Source organism: Pseudokineococcus basanitobsidens (assembly GCF_037482545.1).
GTDB classification, from domain to species: domain Bacteria; phylum Actinomycetota; class Actinomycetes; order Actinomycetales; family Quadrisphaeraceae; genus Pseudokineococcus; species Pseudokineococcus basanitobsidens.
Genome location: NZ_JBBIAA010000006.1, coordinates 145699 through 149898, shown reverse-complemented (window position 1 = coordinate 149898; position 4200 = coordinate 145699). Strand labels below are relative to the sequence as shown.

The following is a 4200-nucleotide window of genomic DNA, read 5'->3' as shown; positions in this document are numbered from 1 at the left end:
AAGTGTTTCGGCGGTCATAGCGTCGGGGAAACGCCCGGTCCCATCCCGAACCCGGAAGCTAAGCCTGTTCGCGCCGATGGTACTGCGTGGGGGACTGCGTGGGAGAGTAGGTCGCCGCCGGACATCTGTTGTGGGTGGGGGTCGTTCGTCTCCTGGCCTCGTGCTGCTGGTCTTCTTCTCTTCGGGGGAGGGGGGCTGGTGGTGCGGGTCGGGGACGGGCGGCCCCTTCTCGCATGCCCGGAGATGCTGGGGCGCACGGCCGTGGACCCCACCCGGTCGAGGCCGGGCGAGGTCTCAGTCGGCGAAGCCGGGCAGGTGGTCCTCGAGCACCTCGATGCAGGGGACGGTGCCCCCGAGCTGGCACAGCACGCCGAGACCCCCGAGCCACACGCGGTGGATGAGCACGTACTCCCGGGGCAGGTTGAGCCGTAGCCCGACGGCCCATCCCGGGGTCCTCGGGTCGTTGATGTGCCCGAAGAGCTCCCGCAACCAGGACCGGTCGAAGGTGAAGGTCTCGCTGTGCACGGGGCGCAGGAAAGGATCGACGTAGTCGAGGAGCTGGCGGCCGTCGAGGTCGATCGAGGCCTTGACGAACCCCTCCTCCCGCAGCCCGGCGACGACGCCGTCGGGGTCGTCGGACAGCGCGACGCCCAGCAGGCGACCCACCGCGGGCGGCATGCCGTCCGGCAGGCGCTTGACCGCCCCGAAGTCCAGGACGCCGAAGCGGCCGTCCGGCGTGAGGCGGAAGTTGCCGGGGTGCGGGTCGGCGTGCAGGAGACCGACCTCCGACGGGCCGAGGAGCAGGAACTCCAGGTAGCGGCGCGACGCCAGGTCTCGCTGCTCCTGGGTGCCGTGGTCGACCACGGCGGACAGCGGCTCGCCCTCGAGCCACTCGGAGACGATGACCTTCTCGGTGCCGACGAGGACCTCGGGCACCGCGATCTCGGCGTCGCCGCGGAAGGCGTCGGCGAAGGCCCGCTGAGAGGCCGCCTCGACCGTGTAGTCGAGCTCCTCCACGAGCCGCTCGCGCAGCTCCGCCAGCACCGGCCCCAGCTCGAGGCCGGGGAGCCAGCCCCCGGCGAGACGCGCGACGCGGGAGACCTGCGTGATGTCGGACACGAGGGCCTCGGCCGCGCCGGGGTACTGCACCTTGACCGCGACGTCCCGGCCGTCGGACCACGTGGCGCGGTGGACCTGCCCGATGGAGGCCGCCGCCACGGGCGTGTCGTCGAAGGCGACGAAGGAGGACCGCCAGTCGGAGCCCAGCTCTCGCCGGAGGACGGCGTGCACCGTCGCCGCCGGCAGCGGGGGCGCGGAGTCCTGCAGCCGGGTCAGCACGGCCCGGTACGGACCGGCGACGTCCTCGGGCAGGGCGGCCTCGAAGATGCTCATGGCCTGCCCCACCTTCATGGCGCCGCCCTTGAGCTGGCCGAGCACCGCGAAGAGCTGCTCGGCGGTGCGGGCCTGCATCTCCGCCGCGACGGCCTCGGCGGACCGTCCCCCGAGGCGCTTGCCGAGGCCCAGCGCCGTCCGTCCCGCGAGCCCTGCCGGCAGGCTCGCCAGACGCACGCTGCGCGAGAGGGCCCGGCGGGGGAGGTCGTCGTCCACGCCCCCATCATCACCCGCGCCCCCGGGGGCGTCGCGGCCCGCCCGCGCGCTGCGCCGCGACCTTCCGTCCTCGTGCGGTGCGGCCCGCCTCCTCACCCGGGCGGCCACGTGCAGCCGCACCGCGGGTGCGGCGCCCACGTCCGGCTGCGGGCGAGCCCGTCCGCGACGTCGACCTCCCACGCGGTCCCCGGGGGGACGCGCGTGCGGTCCGACCGGCGGCCCGCCGGCGGCTCGTCGAGGTGGTGCAGGACGCGGACGACGGCGAGGGCGGAGACCGAGCGGGCGAGCACGACGTCCTCGCCGCCCGCGCCGGGAGCGGGCGCCGCGGGGTGGGCCAGCTGTGCCGCCACGCGCGGCCACTCGGCGTCGCGGTCGGTCCGTCGGAGGTCGACGCAGCGCAGGCAGGCGCTCCGCCCCGGGACGACGAGCGGACCGACGTCGGCGGAGCGCACCCGGAGCACGACGGGCAGGTGCACCGCGTCCTCCCGGACGAGCGCGTGGGCCCGGTGCGGGGGGACAGCACCCCGCGCCACGAGCACCGTCAGGTCGACGGGGCGGCCGCCCTCGCGGGGCAGCTCCCGTGGCGGGGAGGAGACCGGAGGCCCGTCCGCGGGCTGCCCCACGTCCCCCGGCGGCAGGCCGCCCAGCGCGCCGTGGTCGGCCCGGGTCCCCGCCTGCGGGCGGGCGGCGACCTCCACCCGGCCCACGCCCGCCTCGACGAGACCGGAGGCGAGGGCGGCGGCGGTGCGCGAGCCCCCTTCGACCCGGACCGTCGCGGCGGCGCGCCGGTCCAGGACGTCCCACCCGCTGCCGCCGTGGACGAGACCCAGGGCGGCCGCCTCGGCGGCGCCCGCCCGCGCCCGTGCCCGTGCCCCCGGGGCGGGGGACGGCTCGAGGGCGTCCGCGGCCCGCAGGAGGGAGAGCAGGTGCTCCACCGCCGCCGGGGACGCGCCGTCCCGACCGCGGCGGCGGGCGCGGAGCTCGGACAGGTCTACCCCCACCGCGAGGTCGTCCAGGAGCGCCTCCTCGCCCGGACCGAGGCCGTCCAGCACGACCGCGTGCGCGGCGTCCTCGCCGAGCTGCACGCGACCCACGTCGCGCCACAGACGCCGCAGCGCCGGTCGCGTCCTCAGCAGCGCACCCACCCCACCCCTCCTCGGTCCCCGCCCCGGCGGCCGGGCGACGTCGGTGCGTCGCCCGGCGGGGCCGGCTGCCTCCCCGCCACCGGCCTGGCGTGCCCGCCGGCCACCGCGAGAGCCTGGCCGAGCGCCGCCGGCCGGGCGGTGCGTCGTCCACAGGCGCCGCCGGTCCCGCGCGTCGTGCCGTCGCGCCGGTCGTCCCGGCCGCTACGGTGCCGGGGATGGAGCCGGGCCGGGCCGCGAGGACCCCGCCGTCCGGGCGCGCCGGCGTCGACGCCGCCGCCCCGCCGGTGCGGGTGCGTCGCAGCGCCCGGCGACGGCGCACCGTCACGGCCTTCCACGAGGACGGCGCCGTGGTGGTCTGCATCCCGGCCCGCTTCTCCCGGGCCGAGGAGGAGGTCTGGGTCGAGCGCATGCTCGCCCGACTCACCGCGCGCGACCGGCGCCGCCACCTCGACGACGGCGAGCTCGCCGAGCGGGCGCGCACCCTGTCCGCGCGGCACCTCGACGGGCGCGCCGTCGCCACGTCCGTGCGGTGGGTGGGCAACCAGAACTCGCGGTGGGGCTCGACGACGCCGTCGGACGGCAGCATCCGCCTGTCCTCGCACCTGCAGGGGCTGCCGCCGTGGGTCGTGGACTACGTCCTCCTGCACGAGCTCGCCCACCTGCTCGTGCCCGGGCACGGGGACGACTTCTGGGCCCTGCTCGAGGGCTACCCCCGCACGGAGCGCGCCCGGGGCTTCCTGGAGGGCTGGACGGCGGCCGAGGCACGGCACGGGATGGCGCCGTCGTCCTCCGGGCGCGAGCACGACGAGCCGGACGACGACCCCGACGTCGACGCCCACGACGTCGTCGACGGCGGACGAGGCTGACCTCGGCGCCCTGGCGGTCCTGGGGAGGGTGCGCCGGGGGGTGTCTTCGGAGGGTGCCCCCGGGGCTGTCTCAGGCGGCGCGCATCCCCCGCGCGGCGCGGGCGAGGCGGGGCGGGAGGTCGCCGACGACCGCGGGTCCGCCGTCCGCACCCGGGAGCGCGTCGAGCGGCCACCAGGCGACGTCGTCGCTCTCCGCGCTGGCGCGCACCGGGGCGGACCGGTCGGCGACGGCGAGGTGCGCCACGTCGAGGTGCGAGCGGCACCGGCCGAACCCGTCCCCCAGGACGTGGTGGTCGAGGTCCGCGGGGAGCTCGGAGACGACGACCGCGGACGCCGGCAGCCCCGTCTCCTCGTGCAGCTCCCGGGCCGCGCCCTCCCGGGTGCCCGGGTCGTCCGGCTCGAGGTGGCCCCCGGGCTGCACCCAGAAGCCGCCGCGACGGTGGAGCACGAGGAGGGTGTGCGTCCCCGTGGCGTCCAGCACGAGCGCGCTGGCCGTGAGGTGGTCGGGTGCGCCGCCCCTGCGCAGCGCACCGGGGACGTCGAGGTGGGCCAGGTAGCGCCGGCGCAGGAGCTCCTGCGCC

4 protein-coding genes and 1 rRNA gene are annotated in these 4200 nt (G+C 77.7%); 2 read left to right on the top strand and 3 right to left on the bottom strand.

Annotated elements, in window-relative coordinates; translation table 11 throughout:
• The first annotated feature begins 6 nt into the window (after positions 1-6).
• Positions 7-123, top strand: a 5S ribosomal RNA gene (gene rrf / locus WDZ17_RS08250).
• 171 nt (positions 124-294) lie between these two features.
• On the opposite strand, the gene WDZ17_RS08245 is transcribed toward rrf, so the two are convergent.
• Both WDZ17_RS08245 and WDZ17_RS08240 read right to left on the bottom strand, forming a co-directional pair.
• Positions 295-1608 carry an ABC1 kinase family protein gene (locus tag WDZ17_RS08245; protein ID WP_339574661.1) on the bottom strand — a complete coding sequence of 438 codons (1314 nt, stop codon included), beginning with the start codon at positions 1606-1608 and terminating at the stop codon, positions 295-297.
• A gap of 92 nt (positions 1609-1700) precedes the next feature.
• The gene (locus WDZ17_RS08240; protein WP_339574660.1) at positions 1701-2753 is read right to left on the bottom strand and encodes a hypothetical protein; all 1053 of its coding nucleotides are present in this window, start codon (positions 2751-2753) and stop codon (positions 1701-1703) included.
• A 215-nt stretch (positions 2754-2968) separates the two neighbouring features.
• On the opposite strand from WDZ17_RS08240, the gene WDZ17_RS08235 reads away from it, so the two are divergent.
• A complete protein-coding gene (locus WDZ17_RS08235; protein ID WP_339574659.1) occupies positions 2969-3619 on the top strand; it encodes a M48 metallopeptidase family protein in 651 nt (216 codons plus the stop codon).
• 70 nt (positions 3620-3689) lie between these two features.
• Here WDZ17_RS08235 and WDZ17_RS08230 read toward each other — a convergent pair.
• Positions 3690-4200 (bottom strand): NUDIX hydrolase (locus WDZ17_RS08230; RefSeq protein ID WP_339574658.1); only part of this gene is annotated, 511 nt, incomplete at its 5' end.

Excerpts from the sequence above, each read along its gene's own strand:
- WDZ17_RS08235 (WP_339574659.1), top strand. The coding sequence starts at position 2,969 with ATGGAGCCGGGCCGGGCCGCGAGGACCCCGCCGTCCGGGCGCGCCGGC.